The 18,580-nt window shown below is 36.6% G+C and carries 18 protein-coding genes; 2 read left to right on the top strand and 16 right to left on the bottom strand.

From position 1 onward, the window contains the following. The 6 genes from WBM60_RS00545 to WBM60_RS00570 all read right to left on the bottom strand — a co-directional run. On the bottom strand, positions 1-1,010 hold a 1,010-nt coding region (locus tag WBM60_RS00545; RefSeq protein ID WP_424282626.1), incomplete at its 3' end, for a ThiF family adenylyltransferase. Further along, on the bottom strand, positions 1,007-1,618 hold the full coding sequence (locus WBM60_RS00550) for an NTP transferase domain-containing protein (protein WP_424259340.1): 612 nt from the start codon (positions 1,616-1,618) through the stop codon (positions 1,007-1,009). The genes WBM60_RS00550 and WBM60_RS00545, both read right to left, overlap by 4 nt. 50 nt (positions 1,619-1,668) lie before the next feature. Next, the gene (gene moaA / locus WBM60_RS00555) at positions 1,669-2,652 is read right to left on the bottom strand and encodes a GTP 3',8-cyclase MoaA (protein ID WP_424259339.1); all 984 of its coding nucleotides are present in this window, start codon (positions 2,650-2,652) and stop codon (positions 1,669-1,671) included. A 38-nt stretch (positions 2,653-2,690) separates the two neighbouring features. Beyond that, the gene (locus WBM60_RS00560) at positions 2,691-2,936 is read right to left on the bottom strand and encodes a MoaD/ThiS family protein (RefSeq protein ID WP_424259338.1); all 246 of its coding nucleotides are present in this window, start codon (positions 2,934-2,936) and stop codon (positions 2,691-2,693) included. A 1-nt stretch (position 2,937) separates the two neighbouring features. Beyond that, a complete protein-coding gene (locus WBM60_RS00565; RefSeq protein ID WP_424279680.1) occupies positions 2,938-5,109 on the bottom strand; it encodes a molybdopterin cofactor-binding domain-containing protein in 2,172 nt (723 codons plus the stop codon). A 23-nt stretch (positions 5,110-5,132) separates the two neighbouring features. Continuing rightward, positions 5,133-5,594, bottom strand: a complete 462-nt coding sequence (locus WBM60_RS00570) for a (2Fe-2S)-binding protein (RefSeq protein ID WP_299162242.1) — start codon at positions 5,592-5,594, stop codon at positions 5,133-5,135. A gap of 330 nt (positions 5,595-5,924) precedes the next feature. Here WBM60_RS00570 and WBM60_RS00575 point away from each other — a divergent pair, with 330 nt between their 5' ends. Together WBM60_RS00575 and WBM60_RS00580 are read left to right on the top strand one after the other, a co-directional pair. Beyond that, positions 5,925-7,016, top strand: coding sequence for a vWA domain-containing protein (locus WBM60_RS00575; RefSeq protein WP_424259336.1), 1,092 nt, complete (start codon positions 5,925-5,927; stop codon positions 7,014-7,016). Positions 7,017-7,211: 195 nt separating this feature from the next. Then, a complete protein-coding gene (locus WBM60_RS00580) occupies positions 7,212-7,397 on the top strand; it encodes a hypothetical protein (RefSeq protein WP_424259335.1) in 186 nt (61 codons plus the stop codon). Between the two features lie 58 nt (positions 7,398-7,455). Here WBM60_RS00580 and WBM60_RS00585 read toward each other — a convergent pair whose 3' ends face one another. From WBM60_RS00585 to WBM60_RS00630, 10 genes are all read right to left on the bottom strand, one after another. Beyond that, positions 7,456-8,925 (bottom strand): M14 family metallopeptidase, encoded by a 1,470-nt coding sequence (locus WBM60_RS00585; RefSeq protein ID WP_424282627.1) that lies wholly within the window; start codon positions 8,923-8,925, stop codon positions 7,456-7,458. Beyond that, positions 8,915-9,589 carry a peptidoglycan recognition protein family protein gene (locus WBM60_RS00590; RefSeq protein ID WP_424276979.1) on the bottom strand — a complete coding sequence of 225 codons (675 nt, stop codon included), beginning with the start codon at positions 9,587-9,589 and terminating at the stop codon, positions 8,915-8,917. Before WBM60_RS00590 ends, WBM60_RS00585 begins: the two co-directional genes overlap by 11 nt. Positions 9,590-9,657: 68 nt before the next feature. Then, a complete protein-coding gene (locus WBM60_RS00595; RefSeq protein WP_424276978.1) occupies positions 9,658-10,047 on the bottom strand; it encodes a 3D domain-containing protein in 390 nt (129 codons plus the stop codon). Between the two features lie 2 nt (positions 10,048-10,049). Continuing rightward, entirely contained in the window at positions 10,050-11,603 is a 1,554-nt protein-coding gene (locus tag WBM60_RS00600; protein WP_424282628.1) for an FG-GAP repeat domain-containing protein, read from the bottom strand. A 45-nt stretch (positions 11,604-11,648) separates the two neighbouring features. Next, the gene (locus WBM60_RS00605; protein ID WP_424282629.1) at positions 11,649-12,521 is read right to left on the bottom strand and encodes a pirin family protein; all 873 of its coding nucleotides are present in this window, start codon (positions 12,519-12,521) and stop codon (positions 11,649-11,651) included. A 508-nt stretch (positions 12,522-13,029) separates the two neighbouring features. Beyond that, positions 13,030-13,869, bottom strand: coding sequence for a 1,4-dihydroxy-2-naphthoyl-CoA synthase (locus WBM60_RS00610; protein ID WP_424261008.1), 840 nt, complete (start codon positions 13,867-13,869; stop codon positions 13,030-13,032). Between the two features lie 95 nt (positions 13,870-13,964). After that, positions 13,965-15,212 (bottom strand): glycosyltransferase, encoded by a 1,248-nt coding sequence (locus WBM60_RS00615; protein ID WP_424282630.1) that lies wholly within the window; start codon positions 15,210-15,212, stop codon positions 13,965-13,967. A gap of 97 nt (positions 15,213-15,309) precedes the next feature. Continuing rightward, positions 15,310-16,821, bottom strand: a complete 1,512-nt coding sequence (locus WBM60_RS00620; protein WP_424261004.1) for a DEAD/DEAH box helicase — start codon at positions 16,819-16,821, stop codon at positions 15,310-15,312. A gap of 119 nt (positions 16,822-16,940) precedes the next feature. Beyond that, complete coding sequence (locus WBM60_RS00625; protein ID WP_424282631.1) at positions 16,941-17,870, bottom strand: 2-hydroxyacid dehydrogenase; 930 nt, start codon at positions 17,868-17,870, stop codon at positions 16,941-16,943. 66 nt (positions 17,871-17,936) lie between these two features. Beyond that, positions 17,937-18,446: a DUF6155 family protein gene (locus tag WBM60_RS00630; protein ID WP_424261000.1), complete on the bottom strand. Its 510-nt coding sequence runs from the start codon at positions 18,444-18,446 to the stop codon at positions 17,937-17,939. Between the last annotated feature and the right edge of the window lie 134 nt (positions 18,447-18,580).

Here is an 18,580-nt window from a genome sequence, read left to right on the forward strand (position 1 = left end):
GGATATTGATTTCTTGCAATGCTTACTGCCTTAAGACTTCGAATTCCCGATTGACAAATAAAATAAAGTGACTGTTCCGGCTTAAGTTTATGAAGTTGTATTTCCAAATCCGACAAAGGAATATTAATAGCTTCTTTTAACGGATCTAGGGTAAATTCCTCTTTTGTTCGTACATCAATTAGTTGCCATGAATTGCTCTCGCTCTTTATTTTTTGAAATGCCTCTACAGAAACTTCACTAACGAAATCGCAGTTGGGAATTTCGTAAGTACTCTCGAGGCTGGAGCGTACTAAATTTTGAGGCTCTGATTGAAAACCTAATTTATAAAAGGATTGATTTAACCCATTGTATATTAATAGCTTACCCGATAACACGTCCCCTAAGGCCGTAATGCATTTAACCGCTTCTAAAGCCTGTAAAGTACCAACTATTCCCGGAATTACGCCTAACACTCCATTATCATTGCAATTAGGAATAGATGACTCCTCAGGCGGTACGGGAAACAAGCACCTATACGTAGGGCCTCCCTTGTAATTAAACACGCTGATATGTCCTTCAAAACCGTGTAATGCACCATAGATAAATGGCTTTTTTAAAATAACACAGGAATCATTAACAAGATAACGTGAAGGGAAATTGTCAGTTGCATCAACTACAATATCATAATCATTAATAATACTCAAAGCGTTATTACGGGTTAGAAAAGTATCATGAGCTATTAGTGTGGTATTTGAATTCTGGGCTTTTAATTTATCAATAATTACTTCAAGTTTCGGCTTTCCAATATCTTTTTCGGAATAGATCACCTGCCTTTGTAAGTTGGTAATTTCTACCTTATCCCCTTCCACTATTCCCAAAGTGCCTATCCCCATTGCATTTAAGTACTGTAGCACAGGAATTCCAAGGCCACCTGCTCCTACAACTAAAACACGCGATTTTAACAATAAATCCTGAGATTTATGACCAAATCCCTTAAGCGAAGTTTGACGTATGTAGCGATTTGAATTCAAATGGATTCTAATTTGGATAATACTTCTCTATAGTCTTCCTCTGAGTTTGCATTCATTAAAACAGTATCATCCTTGGGAAAGACTAATTTAACCGCAGAATTAATCAAAAATTTCCGGGGACAACTGCTAGCGGCATGTTCTAAATAATCTATAGCATTGGCTAATCCGTGGGGTTCCCATATCGCGGCTAAAGGTTCTGGTAAACCACTTTTTCGGGTAGCAAATGCAGTTGCATTTTTTTCCTTATCTCTGGCAGCTATCAATTGATTTATTGCATTTAGATCTATTAGCGGAAGGTCACAGGCTAATACAAGCCAGGCAACTTTAGGATAGGCATAGTTTGCGCTCAACAATCCATTAAAAGGGCCTTTATATTCATCCCTGTCAATTACAGTGGATATGCCTTCTGAAATTTCTGATTCCTGTTCTTTTCGAATACTTAAAAATGTTTTATCGCAAACCTTAGATAGCAAATTATAAACATGCATGCGCTGTGGCAGCCCATGATATTCTATTACTCCTTTATCCTGACCCATTCTTGTGCTTTTTCCTCCGGAAAGCACCAGGCCATAAAGTTTTACTTGTGAGTTTCCATCCTGGATTTTCATCGTTCTATAGATTTACTGGTAATTAACCTAGTCTTTTTGGTCTGTTATCATTATCCTCCTATGGAGGTCATGGAATTATCAAATACTCCTTTGTGTTCTTTCTGAGCCTCAAAGCCCGTAATTGACCTGTTGCCAATGACTCTTTCTATTGCTCGTTTAATATTATATTCGGGAGAATTACCTCTTATTATTTCTCTGAGATTAATTTTGGGAGGACCATACAAACAGGTAATAACATCTCCCAGGGCAGTTATTCTTAGTCTATTACAGCTGCCACAAAATGTTCTGCTAAACGAAGGAATAATTCCAAAATTCCCTTTATGACCTTCTATTTTATAATTAATTGAAGTAGAAGTTTTTGGGGATTGTATTAATTCAAAGGAAGGATATGTACTACTAATATGGGACAAGATGGCTTTATAGTCCCATTTTATGGCATTGAATTTTTTAGATCCTCCATTAAATGGCATTTCTTCCAGGAAGCGAACGCTAACCGGGTAATGTTTTTGTAAATCCAGAATTGGAATTATATCCTGAATATTCTGATTGTCAAGAACGATAAAATTAATTCGGACATTAAACCCTTCTGATATAAGCCGTATTAGATTATTATGAACAGTTTCGTAATGATTCCGCCGCGTTATCCGTTCAAATGTTGTCCGGTTTATTGCGTCCATACTTACATTAACATTTTTAATGCCTAGTTCTTTAAGTTGATCAATGCGGGGGCCAATCAAAGTCGCATTCGTAGTAATAGAAATATCTTTAAGCCCAGGGTTATTCCTGAGGTTACTCAGTAGGGCCATCAAATCTTTTCTCACAAATGGCTCTCCTCCTGTTATCCTGATTTTATCAATCCCCATTTGAACAAGTAATTCACCAATTTTTGAAAGCTCTTCCATGGTCAACAACTTGTCTTTTTTAGCAAAGTTTATGCCTTCAGAAGGCATACAGTAATTACATCTCAGATTACATCGGTCTGTGACGGCCAGGCGCAGGTAATTAATTTTTCTGTTGTGATTGTCTAATAGCATTTAATACACCGAATAAGGTTTTACTTATTTTAAAGGCACTAACCTCCGCTTACCGGTGGAATCAATGCAATTTCATCAAAATTATTTATGGCAACATCATCAGCTGCATAACTGTTATTTACGGCCACAGCCAAAGAACTTAGCCTATTTAATTCAGGATAAGTGCTGCCAAGATATGATTTTAATTCCCCGACAGTCTTCAGCTTTAAAGATTTCGCAACAGGCATCGACAGCGATGAACTACCAACTATATCCTTGGTTATACCAAACAATAAAATCGTCATATTAACCAATGATTTCTTTTTCCGGCCCTGTTAATAAATCGGGGTATTTACTAAAGGGTTGATTATATAATCTTTTTCCTGTTGCCGCCTTAAAAGCATTTGCAATTGCAGCACCGGCAGGAGGCAGCGTTGGTTCCCCAAGTCCGGTTGGAGAGAACTCGTTTTTAATCATATGAGTTTCTACTATGGGTGCCTCTTTCATCCTAATGAGGCGATATTTGTCAAAATTAACTGACTGTGGTACTCCATCCTGAAAAGTAAAATCTCCGTACATAGAATGGCCAATACCATCAATTATACCACCTTCGATCTGATTTAAGGCTCCTAAGGGATTTATTACAATTCCGCAATCAACGACGCAGGTTATTTTTTTGACCACAGGTTGGCCATTCTCCAAAACTACATCAGCCACTTCTGCAACATGACTGTTATGACAATAATAATTTACAAATCCCTGATAAACACCTTCCGGTTTTGTGCCCCAACCTGATTTCTCTACAGCTGTTTTGATCACTATTTCCATGCGTTCAGGCGAATACTGAATTCGCTCATCGGTTGTGCCCTTCACTTTCTGAAGCAGGTCTAATCTGAGTTGTATCTTATCTACTTCCATCATTTCGGCTAATTCATCAAAAAAGCTTTGTTCTGCAAAAGCAAGAAAATTGGTATATGGAGCTCTCCAGGCCCCGGTTGTGATATTACTTTTATAATTGGCTACATCTACCTGATAATTTTCAATTGCGCCTGCGGGAAAAAAGTTAGGTATCAGGCCATACATATTAGAATTAATGGCGGCTTCTTTTAAATGATATCCGGTAATTTTCCCATCTTTAACCGCTGCTTTTATTCTATATTTTATTGCAGGTCTGTAAATGCCATCCGCCATGTCATCCTCTCTTGAAAATACAACTTTTACCGGTTTTTTGGCCTTGTTAGAAATCTCCGCTGCTTCCACGGCAAAATCACCATATAACCTCCTGCCAAAACCACCACCAATCCTGGTCATCTCTAAATGGACATCCTCAAAATCACGCTCCAATACTTCAGCGATATGTTTGGCTGTGCCTTCCGGTGTTTGAATAGGACCTACCAAATGTATCTTATCCGGAGTAACGTTAGCATAAAAGTTCATAGGTTCCAAACAATTGTGGGGCAGGAATGGAGATTCATACGTTCTTTCCAATACTTCATCTGCCTGTGCAAAAGCTTTCTTAATATCACCGTCTTCCCGAAGGGTTTCAAATTTATTACCGTCTAACAATCCCAGTAATAATTTATCATGATCTTCAGTACTTTCTAATTTGGTATCTGTCTTCCATTCTGCCTTTAATGCCTTTTTTCCTTTCATGGCCGACCAGGTATCCTTTGCCAAAACGGCAATTTTATCTCCGAACCTGAGTACCTCGGTAACTCCATCGACAGCTTTCGCGTCTGCATCATCAAAGGATTCCAGTTTTTGACCAAAAGCCGGAGGGCGCATTACACAGGCAATGAGCATACCTTCAGTTTTAAAATCGAACCCATAAAGATTTTCACCTTTAACTATTTTATCGATATCAACATTAGTGACATTGCTTCCAATTATCTTATAGTCTTTTACCTCTTTTAGAGTAACATCTTCAGGTATCTCAAGGTTTGCAGCTTCATTGACAACTTCGCCATAACTCAATGTTTCTCCTGCAGCATTACTAATAACACCTTCACTGGTCGTGCATTCAGATGGATCAACCCCCCATCTTGCCGCCGCTGCATTAATGAGCATTTGTCTTGCTGTTGCCCCGGTCTCCCTTAAGGCATCCCAGCCAAATCTAATAGACTGGCTTCCTCCGGCCACCTGCCTGGTGTAATTATTGGTATCCAATACACCCTGCTTCACATAAACGTCTTTCCACGCCACGTCTAATTCCTCAGCAATTATCATAGGCATTGAGGTTTTAACTCCTTGTCCAACTTCAGGATTGGGTGAAAATATGGTCACTGCGCCATTATCTGCTATTTTAATAAAAGCGTTAAAATCATTGTAGTTTAATTTTGCCAAATCAATTGAAGGTTTGGCATTTGGCTTACAGGCATTAAATAAATTAAAACCAATTATTAATCCACCTCCTGCCAGGGAACTGGTTTTCATAAAGGATCTTCTGCTAAATGTTATTGATGTTTTTTGTGTAGACATTTTGATTTTTTTTTGCTGGTTCACTATGCCATTTTACTGGCGGCTATTTCAACTGCTTTATAAATTCTGGTGTAAGACGCACATCTGCAAATATTACCCTGCATAGCATCTTTAATCTCATCTTCAGTTGGATTCGGATTGTTTTTAAGAAATGCTGAAGCAGTCATTATCTGGCCGGACTGGCAATAACCGCATTGGGGAACATCTACCTCTTTCCAGGCTTCCTGAACAGGATGAGTACCATCTTCCGAGAGACCTTCTATGGTGGTTATAGATTTGCCCTCTACCTGAGCCAAGGTTAAAGCGCAACTTCTGACAGCAATTCCATCAAGATGAATTGTACATGAACCACATAGTGCAATGCCGCAACCATACTTTGTTCCTACGAGGTCTAAATGATCGCGTAAAACCCAGAGTAACGGGGTATCTTCGCTAACTTCAACTGACCTCGATTCACCATTAATATTTAATTGATACGTTGGCATATGTATGTTTTTTTAGTGAGTAATTAGAATACTTCTTAAAGTTATCAAAATTATAAGTAACTCTTGCCCATTTAACAAATTGTTAAATGTTAAAAAGCAAAAGAATTTTCAAACCTGGTAATTTATCTCTAAATCTTCTTCAGCTAACCCTTGCAACTGTTTCTTACCGGCTAAAATAAGAACATTTCCTAATGGTAAGAACATAGAAACATAGTAAGCTACAAAAAAATTTGTATTCCGTTTTAACAAGATTTAACAAAGTTTTTAAATACTCCCATAATTTTAAATAGAATTAGCCGTTGTGCTGTTGGAACAACAAAATTTATGAAAATGAAAACTTATATTAAGCTTCTAGGTCTACAATGTGCTTTAATCCTATTCGTTTCTTGTGGAAATGCAGATGATGATGTAAATTTTGACATCAATCAGGCTGGTTCACTTGGTTTAGGTAATCCTGTTGATGACTGTCTTGACCTCGGTGAAAGTGATCTTGTATTATCTATTCAGGATCAATTTACCACCTTACCTGGTAAAGTATCTATTTTTTTTAAAGTCTCTGACCAGATCGGTAATCCAGTACCGGGCTTAACTGCAGAACAATTTACTATTTATGAGCAAGGAAGAAACGACGAATGTTTTAATACCATATCTGCCTCTGAGTCTTATGCCCGTATTTCGCCTAATTCACAAATTTTTAATAATAGTACTTTATTGGTACTCGACCTTAGTAATAGTGTACTTAGCAGTAGTTTGGATGAGTTAAAATCTGCAACGACTAGTTTTATTAATAATGTAATGCCCACGATAGAGGAAGACTCGTTTAAAATGGCTATTTACTGGTTTGACGGGGAAGATGAACTACATTTATTGAATCCCTTAACTGCCTCCAGGGACGAATTGATAGCTGCAATAGCAGGCATAACAACTACAATTAGCAATGATCCATCAACTGATTTATACGGAGCGGTAATTAAATCTACTAATATTGCTTCCGAATTACTTAACGAAAGCACAAATAATAGTATTATTGGCGCTACTTCAGTAGTAGTTTTTACGGATGGCACTGACCAGGCTTCACGATATAGTGAAGAGGAAGCCTTAAAAAAAGTAGATGAATCTAATAGTAATATTTCTTTTTTTGCAATTGGCTTAGGATCTGAAATTGATACTGAAATACTAATGAAAATTGGTAAAACTTCGAGCGTTTTTGCCGGGAACAAGGAAGAACTTGAAACAACTTTTAATGATATTTCACTTAGGGTAACCGAACAGTCAAATAGTTTTTACCTCTTTGAATATTGCACCCCAAAACGAGATGGTAGTGGTGAAAATAATCTGGCTATACAAGTGAGCAATGGCAGCCTGCAGGGAGCTGTACAGACTAAATTTGACACATCTGGCTTTACCGGAGGCTGTGAGTAAAAACGTAATAATATTGAGACAATTAAAGAGGTGCTATTTGGCACCTCTTTTCTTTTGGATTATCAAAAATATATTCTCCTAAAGTAGGGTTTTTGGAACATAACTTGTTTTATATGTAACAACCCCAATGAACTGTTGCAACTTAAAGTCATCCTAAAATGTATTAAAAAATGTTTAACGCTAAAAAAAGAAATCATGGATGTAGTAAACGAAATTATCAGTCAGAGTGCAATAGGACCATTGTCCAGATGGTATAAAAGTGTCGTTCTCTTAGTATTTTCATCAATAGTAGTTGCTTTGTTCACTATGTTGGTAATCTTACTTTCAAATGCTTCCCATCTTACCACTAATTATAGTTATCTATTCAACGGTAACATATAACCCTAGGCTTAGAGATAAACAAAGTGTAAGTAGTAAGGCCTTAGATATAAGAATTAACTTATTTATAGATCATAGCATTTACAAAATCGCTATCACCAGTTTCTAAATCTACTAAAAACCCATTGATCACTGCAGTTTCGATTTTCTGATCCTTGGCAAGCAGAAAAGTTGGATTTTTACCAACGGAAAGATTAAATTTGGGAACTTTATAGGTTGTTGAAATAATATGTAAAGGGATTGGTGAGTTTAAGATATTTTCGTCAAGTTGTTCAACTCTGATGTACGTGTATCCGGATTTTAATAATTCCAAGGGATTCAACTTGTTCAGCTCCTGAATTGACTTTAGGGTCTTTGGATATATCTTTCCTGGTTTAAGTATATAGCCCTCGGCATTAAATGTCTTATATCCATAATAGGTCGAAAGATCTCCCTGGTCTATTATTCGGCTGCTATACCAAAAATCATTATGCCCCTTCATATCCACTTCAGGTCTTTGAATACCCAAATCAAGAATATATTCAGAACCCATCAATTCATAGCTTACTCCTTCTATTTTTAAATCAAAGAGTTTACGATCATTTTCTGGTATTTTTTCATAATCCTCCAGATTAATATCCTTATAATTTCCTTTGGCAATAGTATAAATTGCAGACAGAATAGAGACGTAATTCAACTTTCGTATTTCCTGTTTTTCAATATCTTCGGGATAGCCGCCAGATTCAATTAGAATTGTGCTTGTCCCCCACTTTTGAATATTATCTCCAAAGGCTCTTGGTTCAAAATCGTCGTTATATCTTCCAACTTGTCCCGGGGCATATTTCTGAATGATATTGTTAATATAAACAATAACTTTCATAGCATTGCCTCTAACCTCGTTTATGTCTTTCTCATAATTATATGCTGGTGCCAGATATGATACAGTGGCGGGTTTATTAGTGCGTTCAGCATTATAGTACGTACTCTGATCATGAAGATTAAAACCAAAGTTGGCACTTAGACTATCCCGAACCCGTTTAAGGGTTTTGCTTTCGGGAGATTGGAGTCTTAGTGCATCCCGGTTAATATCTACCCCAAGAGTATTTCTTCTTTGAAAGACCTCGGCACCATCAGGATTTAGCATGGGTAAAAAGTGAAGTCTTAGATTTTTTAATATCTCCTCTTTTTCATCTATAAAATCATCACTATCGAAAAAGTTTAATATATCAAATATGGCTTGAGTTGCTGTTGGTTCATCACCGTGCATTTGTGACCATAAAAAGACATCAGTTTCACCTTTACCTATACTGATAAGAGATAGTGTTCTGCCTTCAATGGAGCTTCCAACAGTGGTAACATCAAATTTGGGATTATTACGGTATCCTTTTACAAGTGGTACCAGCTCTTGATGTTTAATTCGTCTTTTATTCAGAGTAGGTTCTTTATAAGAATCATATGTCTCATATAGGGAATTTGTTATCTCCACCGGCTGAGCATATAGCTGAGTAGTAATTATTGTGAGAAGGAGTACATTTAGATATTTAATTGTCATTATTTTCTGGGTTTATCGGTACGGGTTTAAAATTAAGATTTTTGGTTGCTTTACGTACTTTTTTCATAAAATCTTTACCCGGATCTGTTTTTACCGTCCTGTAGGTTTCGTCTTTCTCTAACCATAAAGGATGGTTTTCAAAATTTGTATATTCATAGTGTCCAATTAAATACTCAATTGGATATTTATTGGATAGGTATTCCACCAACCAAATATTTGCTTTTAACTGCGCCTTTGTCAAGGGTAACTCTTTAGTGCCTCCAACGTTTTCAACCCCTATTGCACAATGATTCAGCCCAATGACATGCCTTGCCATATTTGTTTCGGGCATCAAACTATAGATGGTGCCATCCCTGTCTACCATAAACTGTGAGGATACATTCAGTCCACTTACGCTTTCTATATCAGGCCGCCAGTTGGGTAAAGTGGCTGGGTCAAATGCCTCAAATGCCTCTTCCAGGCTGGGAATAACTGTCCAGTGTAATACAATCATTTTGGGTGAAATTGCCGGAGATTCCTGCTCCAGTCCATAACGCTCCAATAAGTAGGTGCGTGTTAGTTCAGTTCTTTCCTCGTTAAAGACAATTGGTTTGTCTACAATTTCTTTTGAGGCTGAACAGGACAGAAAAATTAGTGTGATAATTATTAGAAGAAGTTGCTTCATTCAGGAGGAGGAATCTCTTTTGTTATGTTCGGGTTATGTTCAGTTTATTTTTATGGAGCCTTTTGTAATTAATCAGGATTAATCGCATATTGAATGGTTACTTTTTTAGACCCCCATTCCCTGGCTTCCTTTATGTTGTCTCCCATGTAAATATCAATTTTATTTGTCCATCTTTCATTCATTTTATCCTTTACCAGGTAGATTCCTTTTAAACCTGTAATTTTTACTTTGGTATTATGGTTAATTCCTATCGATAACAGATCACGCGATACTGCAATACATTTCATGCCAGGTTTAAGCGTATCGCCCCAGGCCCCTACATTAGGTTGATCTGAGGTTTGATTCTCCACTGAATTATAAGCTGAGGCCGTAACTTCAATCGATTTCCATATAAGTTCTTCACTTTTACATGATACTAAAAGTAACCCCATTAGAAATATTAAAATGACTTTGCGCATAGCTAATCGTTTGAGTTACTTAAATTATTCTCCAGCACCATTATATCCACATTTTCGTCATTCCATCGATCCGAAAAAGACTTGGGTACAGGAGTAAATGCGTAAGTAAACGAACTTAAAATAATATCTTCATCCCCATCATTATCAATATCCCCGGTATCTATTAAGAACCATCTTCCACTATTTGAATCCATAAAGGTATTCTCGGAAAAATTGAAATTAAGTTCGTTTTTATTTTCTAAATATACAAATGAGAAATCGGCCCTATTTTGATAATCGGGGAACGATGCTACCAGGGCAATATCTATATCTCCGTCCTGATCGAAATCTACTGCTTCCAGGGCGGTAGCACCATTTAAAGGATAGAAATATGCCTCTGTAAATGAATTTTTGCCATTATTAATATGAATGCGCATTCCATGATATGGCTTGGGCACAAATGATTTATCCGCATTATCGCCGTGCACCGTAATTATATCATCATCTCCATCATGATCATAATCAATCATTTGAAACGCGCTGCTACCATATACAGGACTAAAACGGATAACCTTTTCGGGTCTGAATTTTAAATCATTGTCCTGATAAAGTATGGTGATCCCTTCATCCCCCTGGGCAGTTAATATTACCAGATCATCCTTGCCATCATTATTCATATCACTTATCTCAGCTTTTATTGTGCCAGGTTGATTTAAAAGTATATGCTTTGTATAGGTTTCTTCTTCCGTTCTTTTTCTAAAAAGTGATAGCTGCCCTTTTATGTCTCCAAATTCACTAACAACCAATTCTTTAATCCCATCCTTGTCAAAATCATGAGCAAGTACATGAACCGGGCGATGAAGGGCTTCGGGAATAATCTTTATTGTATCCGGACTCACTTCAAATAGTCTGCCGGAAAATAATTCGCTAGGTCTTATACTTCCAATTGCAGCTACAATCATATTATCGCCATCTTCTTCTATGGACACCACCGGACTGCCAAATCTACCTATGCGATTGTTTTGTTTAGTAGCAAAACTGTATTCAGATAAGTTGCCATATAGATCACCTAGCATGAGTCCTTTTTTTTCCTTTTTAAATTCCATATAAGTAAAAAATGCCCCTATAGTACTATCCAGGGAAATCCTGGTTGGTGTGAACTGTGATAATTCTACAGGAGTAACACTGTCCCCGATTACTTGCAATGAATCTGGGGCATTACTTATAATATATTCCTTTAGGAGTTCCCAATCCCTTATATCCAGCATGGGTTTTCCAGGAAATATTCCTGTTTTTATAACCGCATCCATTTCTACAAATGAAAGTCCCTTATAGGGATTGTAACCCGAGTCTCTTATCCCTAATCTTGCTCCCATTTCAGGAAGTATTTTCTCTGACCAAATATCCTTTGGCAAGCTATTTATTTCAGGAAGAATGTGACAACTGGCACAATTGGTTTCATATAAAACGACTGCTTTATCCTTTTTTGGAGAGTTACAACTACACAGCAATATGTAAATACTGAATACCAGACCGCTGTATTTGAGGTTTTTAAAGAAGTTATAAGAGTTGATCATAGAATGAAGATAGCCTTTAAGAGATACGAATACAAAATAGTTGGTTTAACGAGGAAGTGGCACATAGGTTCTGTCTGTTTGCATCATTGGAAAAGTCTTATTCTTCCATGCCTGTTTAGCTTCATCAATTTTATTTTTGTCATGAGAGACAAAATTCCAATATATATGTCGTTCCTCGCTAAATGGTTCTCCCCCAAACAACAAAATATGGGAATTGGCCTTGACTTTAATGTTGCAAACATCTGAAACTTTGGAGACCAGGATATTGCCTTTATTAATTTCATTATCACAAGCCACGATAGTACCTTCTACTACGCAAATTCCAATTTCACCATATAATTCGTTTGATGTGTCCAACACATAATCTTCAACCGTCTTTATTTCTACCATAAATAAAGGGGAATGAACAGGTACAGGCGATGTTTTACCGTAGCCATTACCAGCTATTAATTTAAAGGTCGTACTACCATTGTGCCATTGAGGAAGTTCATCAGGGCCAAAGTGATAAAATTGTGGGGCTATATCCTCTAATTCCTTTGGTAAAGCAACCCATATTTGGTATCCGTGGGCAACTAAACTTCTCCCATCCCTTAGATCAGAAGGGGTCCGCTCTGTATGGGAAACTCCTTTACCTGCTATCATCCAATTTACAGAACCGGGTGTAATTCGTTGCTTTGTACCCAAACTGTCTTCGTGCATGATTTCTCCTTCTAACATAAAAGTTAGTGTGGCCAGTCCGATATGCGGGTGTTGATCAACATCCATATATTTTTCAGGTCCTAAACTAGTGGGGCCCATATGATCAATAAAAATAAATGGGCCTATCATTCTCTTTTTGCGAAAGGGTATTAATCTTCCAACCAGGAAGTCTCCAATATCCCTGCTCCTTTCCGCAATTATCAATCCTATATTAGACATCCAATCAATTTTTATATTCTAAATGAATGGGTTATTAATAAAAAAGTTAAGGTAATAAAATTCAACAAAAGATTCCTTAAGTGAGAATTGTAAGAAATTTAGCAGCTAATAAATAATTGAGACTCCATTTTGCGATCAAATAACAGGAATTGCTCTTTTTACCACAAATCTATGATTGCTCACAACAATAATTATATTTTCAGAAAGGTTGGCTGTATGTTTACAGTGTAAATAACAAGAAGTTAATTTTTTCATTTTCATATAGTGTTCTCGTAAAAGAGTCTTGTCTTAGTTGGCAGGGCTCTTTTTAGTTTTAACAACTTCAATCTTATTGCGTACACGAATACATGTTAGCATGTGGTCCAGGATAGTGTATTAACCAATATAAATGGTCTTTAAATCAGATCCCTATAATGGTTAAAACTAAATTCGATTTTATAGGAAAACTCAATTTATTTAAAAGACGTGGATTATTAAAGGCTAAAACCAAACCAGGTCAGCTCTATTATTATGGTATCCATTTATTCGTTCCAAAATCAGGTTTTCTCTTTTCTAAAAATGCATTTCTGCCTTCTTTTGCTTCTTCTGTCATATATGCCAATCTGGTGGCTTCGCCGGCAAAGACTTGCTGACCAACCATTCCGTCGTCTGTAAGATTCATCGCAAACTTTAGCATTTTGATAGAAGTAGGTGATTTTGCCAATATTTCCTGAGCCCATTCAAAAGCGGTCTCCTCTAGCTCCTCATGAGGTATTACCGCATTAACCATACCCATTTCATATGCCGCCTGTGCGGTATAACTTCTTCCTAAAAAGAAAATTTCACGGGCTTTCTTCTGCCCAACCATTTTAGCCAGGTATGCAGAGCCATACCCCCCGTCAAAACTTGTAACATCAGCATCTGTTTGTTTAAAAACAGCATGTTCTTTACTCGCCAGGGTAAGATCACAAACCACATGCAAACTATGTCCTCCTCCTACAGCCCACCCGGGTACTACTGCAATAACCACTTTTGGCATAAAGCGAATTAAGCGTTGCACTTCCAGGATATTCAGTCTGTGCATTCCATCATCACCCACATAGCCTTTATGGCCCCTGGATTTTTGATCACCCCCACTACAAAACGCATAGACGCCGTCTTTGGACGAGGGCCCTTCAGCGGAAAGCAATACTACACCAATAGAAGTGTCCTCTTGGGCATCATAAAAAGCTTCATATAACTCGCTTGTAGTTTTAGGCCTGAACGCGTTTCGTACATCAGGCCGATTAAAAGCAATACGTGCCACTCCATTGCTTTTTTTATAGGTAATATCTTCAAAAGTTTTAACGGTTTTCCAGTTTATGTTCATATCAGAGTATTTCTATGTACGCAATAAAGATAAGGCTTGTACTGTTAATGTCCTCTCATTTTTATAAGGTCTTTATCTAATTAACGTCGAGTTTTTTATTGTAACAAATTGTTTTTGGCTTCAATCCATTTGGATAAATATTTAGTACTCTGCAACGTTTTATGTGCTAAAATGGCTCCAATAATGTTGGTTGCTCTATGTTGATTCAGGTTTTGATCTAATTCTATAATTTTCTTATTAAGTCTTTCTCCAAAAACTACCTTGTTAAAATGTTTGTTTATCAAATCTGTTCCCAAATTTTGGGTTTCCTTCCATCTATACTTATTCTGGTAAAGTCCTATAGCCAGTTTAGAAAAACCTATGGCTTCGTCCTGGGTAAAAAGGTTTAATTCTTTAGAATTACCTATCCCTTCCATTCCAATAGAAGTTGTAACAGAAGGTGTTCCGTTTATAAAACCATCCAACAGTTTTCCCTTTAATCCGGCACCAAAGCGCAATGGTATCAGATTAAGCCTTGACTGAGCCATTATAGAAGCTGCATCCCTTACCCATCCTTTAATTCTAAAACCTGTTTTAGGGCTTTCCATTTTTCGAACACTTTCCGGCATATATGGCCCATAAATATGCAATTCCGATTCCGGTAGTGATTCCCTAATTAATGGCCATATGTCGGTATTAAGCCATGAAATTGCATCTATATTTGGGGCATGTTTCCCGTTTCCGATGAATACAAAATGTTGTCTTTTATCAAAGGGGGGCCAATTCTTAATAATACTCTCATTTAATTGCTCGTAAATAAACGGCAGATGGAAAAGTAAACTCTCATCTACCTTAACTATATCTGATAGTAGTTTAATCTCAAATTTGGAAATAATCAACGATAAATCTGACCGGAAAATACTTGCCAGTTCTCTTTTTGTAATATCCAGACTTAGCCAATCGGAAACATTAAATTCTTTTTGAACAGAGAAATTTTTTTCTCTCGCGGATCTAAGCGAATGAAGATCTTCAGTATCCAAAATCCGAAGCGCATCGGGTAAATTCTCCGCTATCCTCCAACCAAATTGTTCCTCCATAATATAGCGGTCGAAAACCACGATAGAAGGATTTAATTGCTGAGCAAACTCATCAAAACTATGATGGTTTAGTTTTATGGATTGCTGATCAACCCCATAGGCGGTTAAATTTTCGGAATACTCATTAAAGGCAGCGGTACTGGCAAAAGTAATTTGAAATTTTTTTTCTAAAAACCAATGAATTAATTGCATCATCCTCATCCCTGCCGCCGTTGTCTTAGGTTCCGGCCAGGTTAGACCAAGAATCAACACTTTATTTGAATGCATAGTTCTATATACGGTTAACTAAGAAAAATACCCTAATAAATAATTAACATTGTTCAGGTATATTATGGCTGGCTTTAGCTACTTATAGCTGTAAAAATCACATTCTTGACGCAAATTTTTGGGATATATTCAAACGCAGTTTACGTTCATAATCTTCTTCCAACCATTCTTTATAATTCTTTGTATTGTTCATAATACAATATGAATATTGCCTCACCCGATAGGAGATTTCTTCTTTAAGCTTTTTGGCCAGAATTCTTGCATCAAAAACATCTTCACTATTTTCAACACATATTTGGGCATGCTGTTCTATACTGCGTTCAAGTACAGTCTTAGACTTCAGACCCTGTGCAAACACCTTTTTATATTCGGCTTTAACATCAAAATCAATTTGGGTAGAATTAGCAAATTCTGCCCTTAATTCGGGAGGCATGGAATATACAAATTCACGTTCTATATCCTCATCATTCTTAATGTTTTCAAGGAAAAAATCTGGAAAGTGAAATATTTCCTGCCAGTCAATGGGTGCGTCCCACATTCCAAAACGAGATGCATTATTTCCCATATCCACAACCGTGAAATCTGTTTTATTTTCAAGAATACGAGATCCTCTTCCAATCATTTGAAAATAAAGAGTCAGTGATCTTGTCGCCCGGTTTAGGATAATGGTCTCTACAGTTGGTTCATCAAATCCGGTCGTTAAAATACTTACCGAAGTCAAAATAGCATCTTTGGTTTCTGAAAACCATTCTAAGATTTCCTTTCGTTCTGAGGCACTATTCTTATTATCTAAGTGTTTAATGGGATACCCGGCTTTCCTAAAAGTTTCATATACATAACGCGAAGTGTTTATACCATTATTGAAAATCAAGGTTTTTGTTCCCTTAGCAATTTCCTCATAGGCACTTAATAATTTAACCAACATGTTTTGATTCCCGTACAATTCATCGGAAGACTTTACGGTATAATCTCCGCTAATCCCAAGCTTTAATGAACGTAGACTAACATCATAGCTATACATATTGGCCTTCGCAAGAAACTTCTTTTTTATAAGCGATTCAATAGATTCCCCAACAATTAACTTACTGTAGTTATCCTTCATCGGAAGCTTAATGTTGGAGCTCAGGGGTGTAGCAGTTACACCCAAAATAATCGATTTTTCAAAGTACTTAAAAAGCTTTCTGAAAGAATTATAATGTGCTTCATCAATTATCACCAAGCCCACATTATCTAACTCAATCATCTCTTCCTGCAGCCTGTTATTGAGGGTTTCAACCATAGCCACAAAGCACATGAAATTATTTTGGTCCTTTAATTCCTTAACTTCACTATTAATGATCATGTTCTTAACACCAAATCCGGTTAGCATTCTGGAAGTTTGGTTACTTAATTCAATCCTGTGGGTAAGAACTACTACCTTTTTTTGAGTTTTGGCTATAAATCTTTTGGCTATCTCAGAAAACACCACGGTCTTACCACCACCTGTCGGTAGCTGATAGAGTAGATTTACATCTTCCGAAGCTTCCTCCAAAAAGGAAAATATTGTATTCAGATCCTGTAATTGGTAATCGTAAAGTTTTTTTTCTATTTGATCTGTTTGTATCTGCAAAAGCGAATTTTCATTGAAAGATTTAAGGAAATACTAATCTTGAAGTTGTCGTAACTCCAATTTTGCAAAATTATATGTTTTTTATACTTAAAAGAAATTATAAACCTGAAAACTACAAGTTAATATCCCTTTTCACGATTAACTGCATTATTCAAAGGCAGTCCTTCTTTTAATCTTCCGTAGTTTTCTAATAATTGTGGTATTACAGATTCAATATCAGAAACACTGGCAACATGAGGTGTAATATGTATTTTTGGATGCGTCCAAAAGGGATGTTCGACTGAAAGTGGTTCCTCATGAAAAACATCTAATCCTGCTCCTGCCAGATGGCCGTTGTTAATGTATTCCAACAGGTCTTCATCTACTAAATGACCACCCCTTGCAACGTTAATAACATAGGATTGTTTTGGTAATTCTTTAAACAATTTATTGTTTAATATTCCAGTAGTTTGCCGGGTTAATGGTAATAAACAAACAAGTATATTACTCCTTGACAGAAAGGTGTTTTTTTCTTTATCACCGTTGTATACTTCTACCCCGGGAATATTTTTTGGTGAAGTTGCCCATCCAATTACTTCAAATCGGTTTTTGATAAGGTCTTCTGCGAGCTTCTCGCCCAAAGCTCCCATACCCATAATTCCAACAGTAACATCAGAAATCCTCTTGTATTCCTGAGGGTACCATACCTTCTTCATTTGATCTGTCCTGTAGTTATTAAGGTTTTTGAAATAGTTAAGTATCAAAGCCAAAACAAATTCAGACATATCACTTGCCAAAACGGGATCTACTACGCGAGTTATTGGTATATTTTCAGGAACAGACTGGTCTTTGAATATAAAATCGACTCCTGCGCCTAATGAAGCAATACATTTAAGATTGGGATATTGCGTTAGAGAATCGACTGGCTGTTTCCAAACGCAAGCCAGAGTAATTTCTTCTTTTGGGTGTTCTTCCAGATAGCTGTAAATCGGGATATCCGGAGCATTGGCCTTTAAAGCTTTCTTCCATGAATCTATTTTATTGTCTTGTCTTATAATTACAATAGCCATTTATGCTCTAAAATTTTAAAATAAACAAACATTTAATTTGATACCAAAGCTTTACGTTTTCCAGACTTAATCAATTATATCCAGTGCCCTGGTAAAACCCTCGGAATACTCCCATTTTTGTTCCAAAGTAGTATTATATACTTTTATAATGCGATCTTTAAAGTCGGGGAGCATTTCATAAAAAGAAACATGATGTATTAGCTGTGTAAATGAATTAAGCATGCTTTTATAAAACGAATCAGGAACGTTGCGTTCGCGTGAAAAGGATTGTGCTACTTCAAGGTTAAAAAGCATGACATCTGCTATTAAATACGGAGCCATGCCCAATTTCAAAAACTGTTTTATATACTTTTGTGCGACTGATCTTCTGGCCCTTGCTTTTTTTCTTTTAAGAGGAAAGTACTCATTGGATATTTTAACTTTAGCTTCCTGTACCCATTTATCTTCTCTGGGATTAAAAACAAAATCATAGTATTGTTTAACAGCCGGGAAACGGTCATATAAATCAACCATTTGCTCTTCTAATTCTGGCTTTTTAAGACCCGTCAAATACTTTTTTAGCGCTCGTCTACTCATTATACGGCTGTAAAGATAGTATTGTTCGCTTTAAACAGCATATAAAGTGAAGCAAAATAGTATTAAAATATCATAAAAATAAGGCCCTTAACAGATATATGTAACGGTCATAATTTATGTAAAACATTAGTGGT

It is taken from the genome of Eudoraea sp., assembly GCF_049669105.1.
In the GTDB taxonomy this organism is placed as follows: domain Bacteria; phylum Bacteroidota; class Bacteroidia; order Flavobacteriales; family Flavobacteriaceae; genus Eudoraea.